We start from the raw sequence: 17,022 nt of genomic DNA, 5'->3' as shown, positions 1-17,022 counted from the left end.
CGGGACCCTCTTCGGGCCACCGCCATGCCGCCGCCGCTGTCATCGCGCAGCACCCGGGCCGCCGCCATGCAGCCGCCGCTGTCACCGCGCTTCCGGGGCCGCCGGAACAACCGCTTCCGGAGCCGCTACCGCCACTCGGGCTGCCACGGGCAGTACATCAACACGCCCTGCTGCGAGGTGAGCTCCTGCACCTGACGGTACTCCTTCATCATGCCGCCGAGCTCCGAGCGGAGCATCTGCTGCCGCACGCTCACACCCAGCTCCGAGAGGAGCGCCCAGAGACCCTCGGGCTGCTCGACAACCTCCTTGACGCGGAAGTCGCCCCCCAGCTCCGCCTTGTCGGCCGCCAGGGCAATCGCCTCACGCAGACCGCCGATGCCGTCCACCAGACCGATGTCGAGGGCATCCTCGCCCGACCATACGCGGCCGCCGGCAATCTCCAGCACGCGCTCCAGCGGCAGGTTGCGCCCCTGGGCGACGTTGCCCGTGAAGGTGGCGTAGACCTTGTCGACCCCGCGCATGATGGAGGCGCGTTCCGCCGGCGTGAGCGGCGAGATGGAGCCCATGCCGGCCGAGCGGTTGCTCTTCACGCCGTCGAGCGTGATGCCGAGCTTGTTCTTCAGCGCGTCGGGCGTGTAGAGGTACATGCCGAAGACGCCGATGGAGCCCGTGAGCGTCAGCCGGTCGGAGACGATGGCGTCGGCCGGGCAGGAGATGTAGTATCCGCCGCTGGCGGCATAGGAGCCCATCGAGACGATGACGGGCTTCTCGGCGCGCAGCAGCTCCAGCTCACGCCAGATGATGTCGGAGGCCAGGGCGCTGCCGCCGGGCGAGTTGACCCGCAGCACCACCGCCTTGACGCTCTCGTCGGCGCGCACCCCGGCCAGCGTGCGTGCCAGCATGTTGCCGTAAATCTTGTCCAGCTCGTAGCCCTCGCCGTCGACAATCGAGCCGTCGGCGTAGACCACCGCCACGGCGGGCTGCGAGAGGCTCGACGCTGCGCCGAAGCCCGTCTGCGCGGCGTAGTCGCCCAGCGTGACGAAGCTGTAGTGGCCCTCGGCGTCGGGCTCCAGGCCGTACGAGGCGAAGACGTCGTTCATCTGGTCCTCGTAGAGCAGGCCGTCGACCAGCCCCTTCTCGAGGGCATCCTCGGGCAGCACTACCTCCAGATTGTCGGCCATGCGGTTGAGCTCCTCGGGCGAGATGCCGCGCGCATCGGAGACGGCCCGCACGAGCGTTCCCCAGATGGAGTTGACCAGCTCCTGCATCTGCAGCCGGTTGGCGTCCGACATGCGGTCGAGGATGTAGGGCTCGACGGCGCTCTTGTACTTGCAGACCGTCGGACGGAAGACCTCGGCGTGGAGGTCCAGCTTGTCGAGCAGCCCCTTGTAGAAGGTGAGGTTGAAGGCCAGACCCGACCAGTCCATCCCCCCTTCGGGGTGGAGGTATACGCTGTCGGCCACCGAGGCGAGGTAGTAGGCCCCCTGGTTGTAGACCTCGTTGTAGGAGACGACGAACTTGCCGCTCTGCCGGAAGTCGGCAATCGCGCCGCGCAGCTCCTCCATGAGGGCCGAACCGGCGATGCCGCCCGCGCCGTTGAGGCGCAGGTAGATGCCGCGGATGCGGCTGTCGGCGGCCGCGGCCTCGATGGCGCCCATCGCCTTGAGGACGGGCAGCGAGTGACGCGAGGTCATCGTCGCGAAGTCAAACTCGGCCAGAGGATTCGTTGCGGGCGAGTCGGTGATGGTCTCGTCGAGGTTGATTTCGAGAATCGAGCCGTCGGGAACCGAGACCGCCTTCTCGAAGGAGCCCGCCAGACCGGCCATGCTCACCAGCAGCATCATGCCGATGTAGCAGACGAGGAAGCATCCGACCACGAAGGCCAGCACCCCCGCCAGAAAAGTCTTGAGAAAATTCATTGTGCGTATGGTTTTTATTGTTTGTTGTTTTCCAGCATGTTTTTGAAGGTCCGGAAACGCGCCTGAACGGACAGCCCGCCGATTTCTCTCCAGACGTCCCGGGAACTCGCCCCCAAAAGGACTGCCGCCAGCTTTTCTCCGGCCGCCCGCGGGACAGCTCACCGGAAACTCGCCTTGAACGGACAGCCCGCCGGCTTCTTTTCCACAGACCCGGCCCCGGTTTTCAACAGCTGCTCCGGATGCTCCGAACCCTCCGGCCTTATCGGAACCGCCCGCATCCGTCGAAAAAACTCCGGCGACCCTGCCCGAACCGACCAGCTGCCGGACTGTTGCGACCGCTCTGGAGGACCGGACGAACCCCCGAAACCGCCTCCGCGCATGCGCGCGAACTCCTATTCTACGGCAAAGATAAACACTTCATTCTGAAAAACAAATAAATTTTATCGTTTTTCGATAAATATTCCGCCCCAAAAAGCACTTTTCTTCAAAATAAGCATTATATTTGCGAAAACTACACCCCGCCCGCTCCGCCGCATGCCGCACACCGACATCAGCGGCAGTGCGGAGCACCGGGTCGGAAAAACGCAAAACACCCTTTTCAACCTATGGATACAAAGGAGAAAATCATCGAGCTGCTCGGCTCGCTCATCCACCCCGAAACGGGCGAGGACCTGGTCAAGAGCGGCTTCGTCGAGCAGGTCAACGCCTCGGACGAACACATCTCCGTGGCGCTGCACTTCGCCAAGGCGCGCGACCCCTTCGCCTTCAAGCTCAAGGCGCAGGCCGAGGCGCTGCTGCGCGAAGCCTTCCCCGCCGCCACCGTCACGGTGATGCTGCGCGAGGGTACGCCGCGCAAACCCCAGCAGCAGGAGCACCGCACCACGACGGGGGCCATCCGCCACGTGGTGGCCGTCGCCTCGGGCAAGGGGGGCGTCGGCAAGTCGACCGTCACGGCCAACCTCGCCGTGGCGCTGCGCAACATGGGCTACCGCGTCGGCGTGCTCGATGCCGACATCTACGGACCCTCGCAGCCCCGGATGTTCGGCGTCGAGGGCTACCTGCCCGACGCCGTGCAGGAGGACGGCATCGACCAGATAGTCCCCGCCCGGGCGCAGGACATCGAGCTGATGTCGATTGGCTTCTTCATCAAACCGACCGACGCGCTGCTCTGGCGCGGCGCCATGGCGGTCAACGCCCTGCGGCAGATGATTCACCAGACGCGCTGGGGCGAGCTGGACTTCCTGCTCACGGACCTGCCTCCCGGCACGGGCGACATCCACCTCTCGATTATCGGCGAGCTGAAGATTGACGCCGCCGTGATTGTCTCCACCCCGCAGCAGGTGGCCGTGGCCGACGTGGTGCGCGGCGTGGAGTTGTTCCGCAACCCGCAGGTCAACATCCCCGTGGCGGGCATCATCGAGAACATGGCGTGGTTCACCCCCGAGGAGCTGCCCGACAACCGCTACTACCTCTTCGGCAAGGGGGGCGCACGCCGCTATGCCGAGCAGAACGGCGTCGACTTCCTGGGCGAAATTCCTATCGTACAGTCGATTATGGAGTGCTCCGAGGAGGGGCGTCCGGCCGCCGGCATCGACCCGCGGGTCGAAAAGTGGTACCGCGACATCGCCGGACGGATTGTGGAAAAGGTGCGCAAATAGTGTTGGCAACCTGTCGATAACCGTTCGAAAAAAAAAGAACAACTTGGGGCCCGAAAATTTGCAGACCACGAAAAAAGGGTGTGTGTACGGATTTTCCACAACTCCAAAAAAAGTTTTCGAAAGTTGTTGCAGCCGCAATCATCCGCCGCGAGAGGGTCGATGTGGAAAACCGAGGGGTGTTGAAATGTGGAAAAGTGTTTTCAACAGTTGTCCATAACCCGTCGGGCAGTCCCGAATCAGAGCCACTTGCGGCGGCGGGTTACCGACAGCGGCAACGACGGATGTCGAAGAAAATTCCGCGCTCCGACTTGTCAACATTGTCAACACCCATTATTATTCTTATTTTTAGATTTTAATAATTTAAATAAAAGATAAAAGAGAAGATGACTGTGGACAACCGCCCGGCGCTCCGCCGGAAAATCGAAGAGCTCAAGCGGCAGAAGCGGGCCGTGATTCTGGCTCATTACTACACGACGCCCGACGTGCAGCAGGTGGCCGACTTCCTGGGCGACTCGCTGGCCCTCTCGGTCCAGGCGCAGCAGGTCGACGCCGACATCATCCTCTTTGCCGGGGTGCACTTCATGGCCGAGACGGCCAAGGTGCTCTGCCCCGACAAGAAGGTGCTCATCCCCTGCCCCGAGGCGGGGTGCTCGCTGGCCGAGTCGTGCGATGCGGCCGAATTCGCCGCCTTCAAGGCGCGCTACCCGGGCTACAAGGTGGTCTCCTACGTCAATACGACTGTGGGCGTCAAGGCGCTCACGGACATCTGCTGCACCTCGTCCAACGCGCTGAAGGTGGTCGAGTCGCTGCCGGCCGACCAGCCGCTGATTTTCGCCCCCGACCGCAACCTGGGCTCCTACATCCAGAAGCTCACCGGACGCAGGAACATGGTGCTCTGGAACGGCGCCTGCCACGTCCACGAGGAGTTCTCGCTCGAGAAGCTGCTGGCCCTCAAGCGTGAACACCCCGCCGCACGGGTGGTGGCCCACCCCGAGTGCCGCGCCTACATCCTCGAGGCGGCCGACTACGTCGGCTCGACGGCCGGAATACTCGACTACTGCGGCCGCAGCGATGCGCAGGAGTTCATCGTCGTCACCGAGGCGGGCATCCTCGCCGAGATGCAGCGCCGCTACCCCGACAAGCACTTCATCCCCGCGCCGCCCGACGACGAGGCGTGCGCCTGCAACAACTGCAGGTACATGAAGATGGTGACGCTCGAGAACATCGCCGAGTGCCTCGAGCACGAGTCGCCCGAAATCGAGCTCGACGAGGAGGTGCGCCGCGCCGCCGAGCGCTCGATTCGCAACATGATTGCCATCCGCTGAGGCGATGCTACCCTACGACAACGCGACGGTGCGGCGGCGTGACCGCCTGCTCGACCCCGTGCGGGCCGAGGAGCTGCTGCGCGGAGGCGAGTACGGCTTTCTGGCCATGGTCTCGGACGGGGAGGAGGGGGGCGCCTACGGCGTGCCGCTGAGCTACGTCTGGGACGGCGCCGGTGCGCTCTACATCCACTGTGCCCCCGAGGGGCGCAAACTGCGCTGCATGGAGCGCTCGCCGCGGGTCACCTTCTGCGTGGTGGGACGCACGCGGGTCTGCCCCGAGCGCTTCACGACCGCCTACGAGAGCATCGTCGTGGAGTGCCGGGCCGTGCGCGGCCTCGACGAAGGGGAGCGGATGCACGCCCTCGGGCTGCTTCTGGAGAAGTATTCGCCCGACGATGTGGAGGTGGGGATGCGCTACGCCGAAAAGTCGTTCCACCGCACCGAGGTGGTGCGGCTCGACATCCTCCGCGTGAGCGGCAAGTGCAAGGTCATCCGCTGAGAGGGGCTGCCCCCTCCGATGGGCCCTTCCGTTGCTGCCGGGAGCCCGAACAACCGGAAGGCCCGGAGAAACCGAACGGCCCGGCAAACCTGGAAATAATCTGGAAAAAAACTGACAAATCCAATAAACCACAACACCGATTTTTATGAAGAAAATGCTTTTGCTGCTCGGAGCGGCCTTCCTGTCGCTCACGGCGCTGGCGGACGAGGGCATGTGGCTGCTGCCCTACCTCCAGAAGATGAACATCAAGGCGATGAAGGAGCGCGGCTGCAAACTCTCGGCCGAGGAGATTTACAGCGTCAACAACTCCTCGCTCAAGGATGCCGTCGTCATCTTCGGCGGCGGCTGCACGGGTGAAATCGTCTCGCCCCGCGGCCTGCTCTTCACCAACCACCACTGCGGCTACGAGTCCATCCAGCAGCTCTCGGCCGTCGACCACGACTACCTGAAGAACGGCTTCTGGGCAATGTCCGAGGCCGAGGAGCTCCCCGCACCGGGGCTCGAGGTGCGCTTCATCCGCAAAATCGGCGACGTGACGGCCGACATCGTGGGCAACGTCCCCTCCATCGCCTCACAGGAGGAGTACGAGCGCATCACGACCGAAAACATCAAGGCCGTCCGCGACCGCCTCGCAGAGGAGAACCCCGGCATGGAGGTAATCGTACGCTCGTTCTTCGGCGGCAACCAGTACTTCTCGTTCGTCATGGAGGTCTACCGCGACGTGCGTCTGGTGGGCGCTCCCCCCTCGTCGATTGGCAAGTTCGGCGGTGATACGGACAACTGGATGTGGCCGCGCCATACGGGCGACTTCTCGGTTTTCCGCGTCTACGCCGGCAAGGACAACCGTCCGGCCGACTACTCGCCCGAGAATGTCCCCTACCGCGCCGAGAAGTACCTCAAGGTGTCGCTCAATGGCGTGAGTGAGAACGACTTCGCCATGATTATGGGCTTCCCCGGCTCGACGGAGCGCTACATGACCTCGTTCGAGATGAAGAACCTGCTCGAGACGCAGAACCCGCAGCGCATCTTCATCCGCGGCGAGCGTCAGGAGATTCTCTGGGAGGACATGATGGCCGACGACGCCGTGCGGATTCAGTACGCCTCGAAGTATGCCCGCTCGTCGAACTACTGGAAGAACTCGATTGGCATGTCGCAGGCGCTGCTCAAGCTCCGCGTCATGGAGCGCAAGCAGGCGCAGGAGGCCTCGTTCCAGGCCTGGGCCGAGAAGCAGACGCTGCCCGAGGAGGGCTACATCGACGCGCTGGACAAAATCCGCCGCGCCGAGGAGCAGGCCGCACCCTACGAGGCCGGCATGCAGTACATCTCGGAGGCGCTGCTCGGAGCCGTCGAGCTGCTGACGCCCGCCCGTGCGTTCGTCAATCTCTCGAAGATGGAGCTTGTCGACAGCGTCCCCGACCCGGCAGCGGCCAGGGAGGTCCTGGCCGAGTGGTACAAGGACTACAACCCGGCGACGGACCGCAAGGTGGCCAAGCGGATGCTTGCCATCACGCGCGAGCACATGCAGGATTTGCCCTCGTTCTACGAGGAGGTCATCGACCGGCGCTTCGGCGGCGACATCGACGCCTATGTCGACTACCTCTACGACCATTCGCTCTTCACCTCCGGGGAGCGTGTTGCCGGGCTGATTGATGACTATGCGCCCGCGAAAATCGCCGAGGACCCGGCCGTGGAGCTGGCGGTGTCGGTGATGAAGAAGTACTTCGAGCTGGCGGCGGCCTACCGCGAGAAGCACGCCTCCTATGCCGAGGGCAAGCGCAAGTACATCGCCGGCCTGATGCTGCAGCAGCCCCGCAAGGCGTGGGCGCCCGATGCCAACTTCACCATCCGTCTGACCTACGGACAGGTGCTTCCCTACTCGCCGGCCGACGGCATCGAGTATAACTACTACACGACGCTCAAGGGTGTCATGGAGAAGGAGGACCCCGAGAATCCCGCCGAGTTCACCGTTCCCGAGCGGCTCAAGGAGCTCTATGCGGCGCGTGATTTCGGACGCTACGCCAACGAGCGGGGCGAGATGCCCGTGGCGTTCCTGGCCAACTGCGACATTACGGGCGGCAACTCGGGTTCGCCGGTGATGAATGGCCGTGGCGAGCTCATCGGCCTGGCGTTCGACGGCAACTGGGAGGCGATGTCGGGTGACGTCACCTTCGAGCCGGAGTTGCAGCGCACCATCGCCGTTGACATCCGCTACGTGCTCTTCATCGTCGACAAGTTCGCCGGTGCGGGCTGGTTGCTCGACGAGCTCGATATCGTGCAGAAATAGCCCCACAGGGCGCGTTTCAACCACGGGGAGGAGTCCTTTACGGACCCCTCCCCTTTTTGTCTCTACGGGCCGGAAAAGGAGTATTTCCGAAGGGCTCCCGACAGCGGCCGCTGCCCGTCCGTCCAGCCTCTGTTTTCTGCCCGCTCCGGGCCCCTTTCCTGCCTTTCAGTTTTTCCTTTTTCGCCACGCAGCACCCTCTTTTTGCTGCCGCTTTGCCTTCTCTTTTCCTTTGCTCTCGCCCGCCCTGCGACTCTCTCTTTCCGCACCTCTTCCGATTTTCGCTTTCGCAGCTTCCTGTCCGTTTCGTCCCTTTTTTCCTGCCCATCCCGCCTCTCTTTTTTGCCCTGTTTCCTGCCCGCCCCGCCGTTCTCCCTTCCACCATTCCCGCCCTTCCCGTCTCTGTTTCCCGCCTGCTCGGCCTCTGTTTCCTGTTCTCCCGCCTCTGTTTCCCGTCCGCCCGGCCCTTGTTTTCCATCCGCTTCGCCCCATTCCTCTGCCTCCCCTTTTTCGCCCCCTTTCCGCCCCGTTTTGTCCCCTTTTTCCCTTTTTCCGGACCGCTTCGCCCCATTTCCTCCCCCGGCCGGCGGAGGACTCCGCGCGCGGCTGACGATTGGTAACAAATTCCCCGCGATTGCTTTCCTTTTCTGTTAAAAATTACTACTTTTGACACAAATTAGTAATATTCCACTCGTTATCTATGGCTAAAGAATTCAAGCGCTATCTGGTCACTTCGGCGCTCCCCTATGCCAATGGCCCCGTTCACATCGGCCATCTGGCGGGCGTTTACATACCTTCGGACATCTATACCCGCTACCTGCGTCTGCGCCACCGCGACGTCATCTCGGTCTGCGGCTCCGACGAGCACGGCGTGCCCATCACCATCAAGGCCCGCAAGGAGGGCGTCACCCCGCAGCAGATTGTTGACCGCTACCACGAACTCATCAAGCGTTCGTTCGAGCGCCTCGGCATGTCGTTCGACATCTACTCGCGCACCTCGTCGCCCACCCACGCCAAGACCGCTTCGGAGTTCTTCCGCAAGCTCTACGACGAGGGCAAGTTCATCGAGAAGAGCTCGATGCAGTACTACGACGAGGAGGCCCGCACCTTCCTTGCCGACCGCTACATCGTCGGCACCTGCCCCAAGTGCGGCTACGACCGCGCCTACGGCGACCAGTGCGAGAAGTGCGGCTCGACGCTCTCGCCCGACGAGCTCATCGAACCCCACAGCGCCGTCTCGGGCTCCATCCCCGTCAAGCGGGAGACGCGTCACTGGTATCTGCCTCTGAACGAGTACGAAGGGTTCCTCCGCCAGTGGATTCTCGAGGGCCACAAGGAGTGGAAGACCAACGTCTATGGACAGTGCAAGAGCTGGCTCGACGGCGGTCTCCAGCCGCGTGCCGTGAGCCGCGACCTCGACTGGGGCATCCCCGTGCCGGTCGAGGGTGCCGAGGGCAAGGTGCTCTACGTCTGGTTTGACGCGCCAATTGGCTACATCTCGGCCACCAAGGAGCTCACGCCCGACTGGGAGAAGTACTGGAAGTCGGAGGATACGAAGATGGTCCACTTCATCGGCAAGGACAACATCGTCTTCCACTGCATCGTCTTCCCCTCGATGCTGCGCGCCCACGGCGGCTACATCCTGCCGGACAATGTCCCGGCCAACGAGTTCCTCAACCTCGAGGGCGACAAGATTTCGACCTCGCGCAACTGGGCCGTCTGGCTGCACGAGTATCTGGACGAATTCCCCGGCAAGGAGGACGTGCTGCGCTACGTGCTCTGCGCCAACGCCCCCGAGACGAAGGACAACGACTTCACGTGGAAGGACTTCCAGACGCGCAACAACAACGAGCTGGTGGCCGTGCTGGGCAACTTCGTCAACCGCGCGCTGGTGCTGACGCAGAAGTACTTCGATGGCGTCGTGCCGGCCTGCGGCGAGCTTACGGAGTACGACCGCGAGGCGCTGCGCGAGGTGGCTGCCGTCAAGCAGGCGCTCGAAAACAACATCGAGAACTATCGCTTCCGCGCCGCGTTGCAGGAGGCGATGAACATCGCCCGCATCGGCAACAAATACCTGGCCGACACCGAGCCCTGGAAGGTCATCAAAAGCGACCCCGAGCGCGTGAAGACGATTCTCTACGTGGCGCTGCAGATTACGGCCAACACGGCCATCGCCATCGAGCCCTTCATGCCCTTCTCGGCAGCCAAGCTGCGCCGGATGCTTTCGGTCGAGGGCTTCGACTGGGAGCGCATGGGTGCCACGGACCTCATCGAGGCGGGCCACCACATCGGCACGCCCGAGCTGCTCTTCGAGAAGATTGAGGACGACGTCATCCAGCGCCAGTTGGACAAGCTGGCTGCCACGAAGGCTGCCAATGCCGCTGCCGAAGCTGCGCAACACGTTGAGGCTCAGAAAGATGAAATAACGTTCGACGATTTCCAGAAGATGGACATCCGCGTTTCGACCATCCTCTCGGCCGAGAAGGTGGCCAAGACCAAGAAGCTGCTCCACCTGACCGTCGACACGGGCATCGACCAGCGCGACATCGTCTCGGGCATCGCCGAGTACTTCACTCCGGAGGAGCTTGTGGGCCGTCAGGTGCTGGTTCTGGTCAACCTGGCGCCGCGTACGCTCAAGGGGATTGTTTCGCGGGGCATGATACTCATGGGCGAGGATGCCACGGGCAAGCTGCGCCTGCTGGGACCCGACGAGAAGACCTCCAACGGCGCCATCGTCGGCTAACGGTGCTGCTTTTGCCGCTGGACAGGCTTTCGGCGGATTTCTGCTTGCAGTTCGCGCTTTTTTAGGGTTCTTTATTTACGGATTGCGTTTGGTCGGGTCCTCCTTTGTTAAAAAGGAGGCTTCGATTTGTGAACTTCGCATTTGCGGCTGCGCATGTTCGACAGCGTTCCCGGGCGTATTTGGGTAGGCCCTGCTGCCTGCTTAGGCCCGCCGCCAGCGAAGCCCGGCCCCGCTGCCTGCACCGGCCCCGCTGCCTGCACCGGCCCCGCTGCCTGCACCGGCTCGCTGCCTGGCCCCGCAGCTCGCACCGGCCCCGCAGTTTGTACCGGCCCCGCAGTTTGTACCGGCCCCGCAGCCTGTACCGCCCCCGCTGTACTGCCCGGCCCGCAGCCTGCACCGGCCCCGCTGCATTGCCCGGCCCCGCTGCATTGCCCGGCCCCGCTGCTTGCTCGGCCCCGCTGCCCGGTCCGCAGCCGGCACTGGCTCGCCCCGGCTCCGCTGTCCGGCCTCGCTGCTCGCGAAGCCCGGCCCTGCCGCCCGCGAAGCGCAAAAATGAACAATGAAAATTGAAAAGGTTCCGGAATGGTTCCGCGTTGTGATGAATGGGAAAAATACTGGAAAACCTTAAAATAATTGAGTATGGAAACAATTGATTGGAGCAAGTTGGGTTTTGACTACCACAAAACCGACTGGAATGTTCGCTATTCCTACACGGATGGCAAATGGAGCGAGATGGAGGTCACGCAGGACGAGTACATCAAGATGCACATGTCGGCCTCGTGTCTGCACTACGGCATCGAGCTGTTCGAGGGTCTGAAGGCCTTCCGCGGCGTCGACGGCAAGATTCGTCTCTTCCGTGTCGAGGAGAATGCACACCGTCTCCAGTCTTCGGCCAAGCGCCTCTGCCTGCCTGTTCCCACCACCGAGATGATTGTCAACGCCTGCATCGAGGTCGTTAAGCGCAACGAGGCCTACATTCCTCCCTATGGAACGGGTGCTTCGCTCTACCTGCGTCCCGTGATGTTCGGCACGACGGTCGGACTGGGTGTCAAGCCGGCCAAGGATGCGCTGCTGATTGTCTACGCATCGCCCGTAGGCGCCTACTTCAAGACGGGTATCAAGCCCATCATGGTTGCTTTGGACCGCGAACAGGACCGTGCTGCTCCACGTGGAACGGGCGACGTGAAGGTGGGCGGCAACTATGCGGCCAGCATCTTCTCGGGTGAGAACGCCCACCGTCTGGGCTACTCGAACGTCCTCTACCTCGACGCTGCACAGCACAAGTACATCGAGGAGTGCGGTGCCGCCAACTTCTTCGGCATCAAGGAGGGCAAGTACATCACGCCGAAGTCGCCCTCGATTCTGCCGTCGATTACCAACAAGAGCCTGCGTCAGCTTGCTGCCGACATGGGTCTGGTGGTTGAGGAGCGCCCCATTCCGCTCGAGGAGCTGGGCACCTTCGAGGAGTGCGGCGCCTGCGGTACGGCAGCCGTCATCTCGCCGATTGGCAAGATTTTCGACATGCAGACCAACAAGGTCTACGAGTACGGCACCGAGGTGGGTAAGGTTTCGATGGAGCTCTACACGCGCCTGCAGGATATCCAGTACGGCCGTGCCGAGGATACCCACGGCTGGAACACGATTATTGAGTAATCCGACCCTTTGCTTCGAACGACCTTCAGGGCGGCCGGCACTTTTTAAGCAAAATTTTCAACGATTTTTTTTGCTGCGTCCGCTCCCCTTCCGTCGTTCCAAAACAATTTTCAGGGGTGAACCGGAAAGCGGTTCACCCCTTTTTTATTGATTTCTCTTTGGCAATCATTACCTCCGTTCAACCTCCTGTCTATTCTACCTTCCTTCTCTTTTCTATTTTTTTCTCCTTCTCCCGCTCTCCTCTTTCGGGCCTCTCCGCTTCTGCCTCTTTACCTCTACCTCTCCACCTCCCTTCCTCTGTTCCCCCTTCACTCTCTGTCTTCCCAGCCTCCGCCTCTTTTTTCTTTTTCTGCTTATTCCTTTCTTCTCCCTCGTCTTCTGTTCCACGTGGAACATTAAGCTTTCTCATTGTTCTGTTGTTCCACGTGGAACCATTGTTGCGAATAAAAAAAGAGTGTGTTCCACGTGGAACGCACTCTTGCTGTCCTGCTCTGTTTTGAATTCCCTTTGCCCTCGGCCGCTCCTGTCGCAATAAGTTTCCTTTCGGCACTGCGCCGCTGTGTGCGGTATGCTCCCCTATCGGCCGAACTTTACCAGCAGCACGTTGATGTCCGCCGGCGACACGCCCGGGATGCGCGAGGCCCGACCGATGGTCTCCGGTCGGATTTTCGAGAGCTTCTGCCGCGCCTCAATCGTAAGCGAATTCATCGAGAAAAAGTCGAAATCGGCCGGAATTCGTATGTTTTCCAACCGGTGGAGCTTCTCGGCAATGAATTTTTCGCGCTCTATGTAGCCTTTGTACTTAATCTGGATTTCTGCCTCCTCCATCGCCTCGTCGGTCATCGCCACCTCCTCCATGAAGCGGCGGAGCCGCGGCAGCACCTCCTTCAGCCCGCGGAAGGTGACATCGTTACGCATCAGTACCTCGTAGAGCTTGCGTCCCTGTGTCAGAGGCTCCGAATTGAGCGATTTCAAATAGCTCTCAATTTCGGATGCTTTGACACTCTGCCGGCGGGCGAAGGCTACAAGCGATTCTACGAGCGATTTTTTTTGCAGGAAATGAGCATACCTTTCTTCCGAAATCAGCCCGATTTCATACCCTTTCGGCGTCAGCCGCATGTCGGCATTGTCCTGCCGGAGCAGAATCCGGTACTCGGCCCGCGAGGTGAACATGCGGTAGGGCTCGTCGACCCCCTTGGTCACCAGGTCGTCAATCAGCACGCCGATGTAGGCCTCGTCGCGCTGCAGCACCAGCGGCTCGCGCCCTGCCAGCTTGAGGTGGGCATTGATACCCGCCATGAGCCCCTGGGCGGCCGCCTCCTCATATCCCGTCGTGCCGTTGACCTGCCCGGCGAAGTAGAGCCCTGCGACGCGCTTCGTCTCGAGCGTGTGGAGGAGCTGCGTGGGCGGGAAGTAGTCGTATTCGATGGCGTAACCCGGGCGGTAGATGTGGAGCTGCTCGAAGCCCTCGATGCGGTGCAGCGCCTCCCACTGCACCTCCCACGGCAGCGACGACGAGAAGCCGTTGAGGTAGTATTCGTTCGTCGTCCGCCCCTCGGGTTCGAGGAAGAGCTGGTGCTGCTCCTTGTCGGCAAAGGTGCGCAACTTGTCCTCAATCGAGGGGCAGTAGCGCGGTCCGATGCCGTGAATCGTGCCGTTGAAGAGTGGCGAGCGGTCGAATCCGCTGCGCAGAATGGCGTGCACTTCGGGCGACGTGTAGACCAGATAACAGGGCATCTGCTCGCTGACGGGGTGCGTTTCGGGCGAAAACGAGAACTTTTCGGGCTTTTCATCTCCCGGCTGCGGCTCCAGACGGCTGAAATCGATGGTCCGCGCATCGAGGCGTGCGGGGGTGCCGGTCTTCATGCGGCCGGTCTCAAAGCCCACGGCCACGAGCGATTCGGTGATGCCGTGCGAGGCGGCGTCGCCGGCGCGTCCCCCCTCGGCATGGGCCGCACCGCAGTGCATCAACCCTCCGAGGAAGGTGCCGCTCGTGAGCACCACGGCCCGGCACGAGAATTCGACCCCCATGCGGCTCCTCACGCCGCGGATGCGCAGCCTGCCCGGCTGTCCGGCCCCCTCCCCTGCCGCGGCGGATGGTGCCGCAGCTGCGGATGCCGCCGTGTCCGGGTTCGGGGTCTCCGGAGTACCGTCGGCGGACGGCCGCTCCGGGGCCGTTGCGGCGGCTTCGGCCCCCGGCTCCGGCTCGCGGTCGAAGAGCAGCTCGACGGCCGCATCCTGCCAGATGTAGAGGTTGTCGGTGTTCTCCAGCGTGCGGCGCCACTCGGCCGAGAAGGCCCGCTTGTCGCACTGCGCGCGGGGACTCCACATGGCCGCCCCCTTCGAGCGGTTGAGCATGCGGAACTGCAGCGTCGTGAGGTCGGTGATGCGGCCCATCTGACCTCCGAGTGCGTCTATCTCTCTGACAATCTGTCCTTTAGCTACTCCGCCGACTGCCGGGTTGCACGACATTTCGGCGAATTTGACCATATCCATCGTCAGCAGCAGCGTGCGCGAGCCGAGTCGTGCGGCGGCCGATGCGGCCTCGCAACCGGCGTGACCTCCGCCGATGACGATTATATCGTAGTCCAGAACCATCTTTCCTATTTCTCTTCTCTTGTCTCTTGTCGTTGCTTCTTTTCTCTTCGCTTCTTCCCGCTGCCCGCTGCCTTGCCTCTTTTGCGGCGGTTCGCGGCCTTGCCCCTTTTGGAATTTTTTGTTACCCGCGCCTTGCCTCTTTTTGCGGCCTTTTAGCGGTGCTTTCCACGTTGGCTGTCCTTCTTTGTTTTTCCCTCCTTCGCGAGCTTTCCGGGGCGGAAAAAGGGGGGGGTGCGGCAGGATTAGCGGAAGCGTTGCAGCTGCTCCCCTTCGCCGCCTCCCCTCCTTCTTCTCCCTCCCGGCGAACCTCCCTGGGCGGAAAAGGGGCGTTGCGGCAGGGTAGCTATGCGGTTGCGGGCCCTGTCTGTTCTCAGTTGCGGCACACTGTCTGTTGCCTGAGGTCCTGTATGGGCTGAAAGGAGGCTGTTTTGCCGCGTTTGCCGGGTGGGTGCAGGAAGTCTTCGCTGCTGTTGCAGGAGGCTCTTATCGGGGCGGAAAATGGCTTTTGCAGGCGTTAGGAGTGCTGCTCCGGCTGCCCTCCCTTACTTTTTTGAATGCGCCGGACGTTTGGCCCGTTTCGGGGCGGGTGCGGCGCTCTGCTCCGACGCCTCCTCTTCGTGCCAGAAGGCGAGGTAGCGGTCCTCCTTGCGGTGCATCTGGGCGTTGGTGCGCGGCGTCTTGTCGCGCTGCCCGCAGAGGTGCAGCACGCCGTGGACCACCACGCGGCGCATCTCCTCGAGCTTCGTGGCGCCGTACTGCCGCGCATTGTCGGCCACGGTCTCCACATCGATGAAGATGTCGCCCGAGACGACGTGTGTCCCCCGTCGGTCGCTGTAGTCGAAGGTGATGACGTCGGTATAGTAGTCGTGCCCGAGGTACTGGCGGTTCATCTCGAGCAGCCGTGCGGCCGAGCAGAAGATGTAGCTCACGTCGCCGAGCGTATAACCCTCGGCGCGGGCCACCTCGCCGAGCCACCGGGCCGTGCGCCGCTTCTCGGGCAGGCGGTAGGTGCAGTCGTCGTTGTAGTATCTGACAGCCATAATATGACGTGTGTTGTGTGTTTCAATCCTTGCCGGCCTTGCCGGCCTTGTCCGGCCCTTGCCCGGCCCCGCTCCTTCCGGGTCCTTTTTCAGCTCCGGTGCGGCCTCTCCGGCCTTCTGTGCTCCTCCTGTGTGCCCCCCTCGCTCCGGCCCCCGCGCCTTAGCGGCGGAAGCAGTCCTGGGCGCGCATCTTCATGTTGGGCGAGGGCGGATAGATGCCGAAGACGAGCTTGTATTCGGGCTCCATCGTCACCACGTTCATCGCCGAGCCGATGCTCCCCAGCCGCTGGTTGCGCGACACCTTCTGCCCCTTGGTGACGCTCACCGCCCCCAGATTGGCATAGGAGGTGATGTACTCGCCGTGAGCCACGAAGACATCGTACTTGTTGGTGATGCGGTTGCGCTTGATTTCCACCACCTTGCCGTCGTAAATCGAGATGACGGCCGCCCCCTTCGGACCGGTGATTTCGGCCATGTTCTCCATGTAGCGCTTCACGCGTCCGCCGACCACCGGAAGGCGCAGCCCCGTGGTCTTGTTCGAGAAGGAGGCACCCTCGGTGTTGCCGCGCGTGAGCTTGCGCAGCTCGCTGATGGCGACGTCGAGCTCCTGCTCGCTTGCCATCTTCTGCTGCAGGGCCGTCTTTTCGCGCTTGGAGAGGCGCGATGCCTCGCTGCGTGCCGAGCGGGCGTCGCGCTGCAGCTTCTCGCGCTGCGAGGTGAGGCGCTGCAGCACCGAGTCGAGGGCGCGGTGGCGCGTGTCGAGCAGCGCCTTCTGGTCGGCCACCTCGCGGGCGAGGCTGTCGATTTCGAGGAGCTTGCGCTCGCGCATGGCGGCTACCTCGCGCAGCATGGTGATTTTGCGCGCCACGTCGACGAAGCTGCGCGACGCGAAGAGGTAGGTGAGGTAGTTGTTGTGGCGGTAGTTGCGGTAGGCCTCGCGCACCATGGCGCCGTACTGCTGGCGGTTGCGCTCGAGCGCCGCCGAGAGGTCGCCCGCCACGCTGTCCGTGCGCTCAATCTCGAGCCGCAGCAGCGCCGCCTGCTGCTCCGTGGCGTCGAGCAGCTGGCTGCGCGAGTCAATCTGCCGCGCCAGCCGGCGCAGCCGCTCCTCGGTGGCCGCACGCCCCTTCTTGATGGAGGCGATTTCGCGTTCGCCCCGGGCGATGCGCTGCTCGAGGTCGGCGATGATGCGCTTCTGCCGCTCGATGCGGTCGTTCTGCGCCGCCACGGGATGGAGCGCGCAGAGTGCCGCAAGCAGCATGAGGTATGGGAGCAACTTCTTCATAGCAGGTTCTTTACGGGTCCC

At 62.7% G+C, this 17,022-nt stretch carries 11 protein-coding genes; 6 read left to right on the top strand and 5 right to left on the bottom strand.

The window, feature by feature from the left end; genetic code table 11:
* Positions 1 to 125 precede the first annotated feature (125 nt).
* Positions 126 to 1,919: a signal peptide peptidase SppA gene (gene sppA, locus B5F90_RS06230; protein ID WP_087361942.1), complete on the bottom strand. Its 1,794-nt coding sequence runs from the start codon at positions 1,917 to 1,919 to the stop codon at positions 126 to 128.
* Positions 1,920 to 2,524: 605 nt separating this feature from the next.
* Between sppA and B5F90_RS06225 the strand changes: the two genes are divergently transcribed.
* From B5F90_RS06225 to B5F90_RS06190, 6 genes are all read left to right on the top strand, one after another.
* Positions 2,525 to 3,577, top strand: coding sequence for an Mrp/NBP35 family ATP-binding protein (locus tag B5F90_RS06225; RefSeq protein WP_087361941.1), 1,053 nt, complete (start codon positions 2,525 to 2,527; stop codon positions 3,575 to 3,577).
* A gap of 383 nt (positions 3,578 to 3,960) precedes the next feature.
* Positions 3,961 to 4,902: a quinolinate synthase NadA gene (gene nadA / locus B5F90_RS06220; RefSeq protein ID WP_087361940.1), complete on the top strand. Its 942-nt coding sequence runs from the start codon at positions 3,961 to 3,963 to the stop codon at positions 4,900 to 4,902.
* Positions 4,903 to 4,906: 4 nt separating this feature from the next.
* Positions 4,907 to 5,401: a pyridoxamine 5'-phosphate oxidase family protein gene (locus B5F90_RS06215; RefSeq protein WP_087361939.1), complete on the top strand. Its 495-nt coding sequence runs from the start codon at positions 4,907 to 4,909 to the stop codon at positions 5,399 to 5,401.
* A 145-nt stretch (positions 5,402 to 5,546) separates the two neighbouring features.
* Positions 5,547 to 7,685 (top strand): S46 family peptidase, encoded by a 2,139-nt coding sequence (locus B5F90_RS06210; RefSeq protein WP_087361938.1) that lies wholly within the window; start codon positions 5,547 to 5,549, stop codon positions 7,683 to 7,685.
* A gap of 697 nt (positions 7,686 to 8,382) precedes the next feature.
* Positions 8,383 to 10,425 carry a methionine--tRNA ligase gene (gene metG / locus B5F90_RS06200; protein ID WP_087361936.1) on the top strand — a complete coding sequence of 681 codons (2,043 nt, stop codon included), beginning with the start codon at positions 8,383 to 8,385 and terminating at the stop codon, positions 10,423 to 10,425.
* A 639-nt stretch (positions 10,426 to 11,064) separates the two neighbouring features.
* On the top strand, positions 11,065 to 12,078 hold the full coding sequence (locus tag B5F90_RS06190) for a branched-chain amino acid aminotransferase (protein ID WP_087361935.1): 1,014 nt from the start codon (positions 11,065 to 11,067) through the stop codon (positions 12,076 to 12,078).
* Between the two features lie 190 nt (positions 12,079 to 12,268).
* Here B5F90_RS06190 and B5F90_RS06185 read toward each other — a convergent pair whose 3' ends face one another.
* The 4 genes from B5F90_RS06185 to B5F90_RS06170 form a co-directional block, all read right to left on the bottom strand.
* Positions 12,269 to 12,487, bottom strand: a complete 219-nt coding sequence (locus B5F90_RS06185; protein ID WP_087361934.1) for a hypothetical protein — start codon at positions 12,485 to 12,487, stop codon at positions 12,269 to 12,271.
* 167 nt (positions 12,488 to 12,654) lie between these two features.
* On the bottom strand, positions 12,655 to 14,676 hold the full coding sequence (gene mnmG / locus B5F90_RS06180) for a tRNA uridine-5-carboxymethylaminomethyl(34) synthesis enzyme MnmG (protein ID WP_087361933.1): 2,022 nt from the start codon (positions 14,674 to 14,676) through the stop codon (positions 12,655 to 12,657).
* 542 nt (positions 14,677 to 15,218) lie between these two features.
* Positions 15,219 to 15,716, bottom strand: a complete 498-nt coding sequence (gene ybeY, locus B5F90_RS06175) for an rRNA maturation RNase YbeY (protein WP_087361932.1) — start codon at positions 15,714 to 15,716, stop codon at positions 15,219 to 15,221.
* 160 nt (positions 15,717 to 15,876) lie between these two features.
* Entirely contained in the window at positions 15,877 to 17,001 is a 1,125-nt protein-coding gene (locus tag B5F90_RS06170; RefSeq protein ID WP_087361931.1) for a peptidoglycan DD-metalloendopeptidase family protein, read from the bottom strand.
* Positions 17,002 to 17,022: the final 21 nt, after the last annotated feature.

Origin of the sequence: Alistipes sp. An31A, assembly GCF_002159425.1 — a bacterium.
In the GTDB taxonomy this organism is placed as follows: domain Bacteria; phylum Bacteroidota; class Bacteroidia; order Bacteroidales; family Rikenellaceae; genus Alistipes; species Alistipes excrementigallinarum.
The sequence above is the reverse complement of the archived record's forward strand: the minus strand, read 5'-3'. Positions and strand labels throughout refer to the sequence as shown.